Source organism: Shinella sp. JR1-6, from assembly GCF_004284735.1.
GTDB lineage: Bacteria > Pseudomonadota > Alphaproteobacteria > Rhizobiales > Rhizobiaceae > Shinella.
This window is the reverse complement of record NZ_SHMI01000126.1, coordinates 1-941: the sequence shown is the minus strand read 5'-3', so window position 1 is coordinate 941 and position 941 is coordinate 1. Positions and strand designations below refer to the sequence as shown.

General features: G+C 57.9%; 1 protein-coding gene. It reads right to left on the bottom strand.

Annotated features, from left to right (window positions below; translation table 11 throughout):
- Positions 1-21: 21 nt before the first annotated feature.
- A protein-coding gene (locus tag EXZ48_RS34700) for an IS5 family transposase (RefSeq protein WP_130521628.1) occupies positions 22-857 on the bottom strand; the annotation gives its coding sequence in 2 pieces (ribosomal slippage) (positions 22-470 and positions 470-857; 837 coding nt in all).
- Positions 858-941 lie beyond the last annotated feature (84 nt).

The window sequence follows — 941 nt, the reverse complement described above, 5'->3', positions numbered from 1 at the left end:
AGAGTCGGTCCGGAAAGTTATTCAGTTTGAACAGAGCCTTCTCAGCATGAGGCGAATGGATGCCAATTTGAGGAAGGCGAGTGCGTTGCGTGACATGTTTTCGAAGTCCTTGGCCAGCCTGCGGCAACGTCCCAGCCACGCGAAGGTCCTCTCAACCACCCAACGTCTCGGCAAGACCTCGAAGCCTTTGGCAGTATCGGAGCGCTTGACGATTTCGGTCGCAAGGCCCGGCATGGCCTTCTTCTGCCCCTTGGCAAAGACAGGTCCCTGATAGCCGCCATCGGCGAACAGCCTTTTCAGGAACGGGTACCTCCCAAACAGCGTCTTCAAGACCAGCACGCCACCGTCACGATCCTGGATGTCGGCCGGGTGAACCAGGGCATGAAGCAGCAGCCCTACCGTATCGACGAGGATGTGGCGCTTCTTGCCCTTGATCTTCTTGCCCGCATCATACCCGCTCGGGTCGATGCAGATCCCCCTTTTTCGGCGCTTTTAACGCTCTGGCTATCGATGATGCAGGCGGTGGGACTGGCCTCACGATCCATCGCCTCGCGGCATTTCACATAGAGTTCATCGTGAAGACGGCCGAGTGTGCCGTCCCAGTTCCAAAGGTCGAAATAGTCGAACAACGTGCTCTTGGCCGGCAGGTCTTTCGGAACGGCGCGCCACTGGCAGCCCGTGCTCAGCACATACAGCAGGCCGTTGACGACCTCGCGAACATTGACCTCACGTCGGCGCCCGCCACGCTTGGCTGGAGGGATCAACGGCTCCACCAGAGCCCATTCCGCATCCGTCAGATCACTCGGATAGCGCAATCCATCGCGCTTGTATTTTCCACGGTTCGCTGTCGTCCACATCGCTGCCTTGCCCGAAAAGAATCATCTCAAAGCCAGGGAATCATAACCGACTCAGATTACGCAACTTCTTTCCGGACCGACACT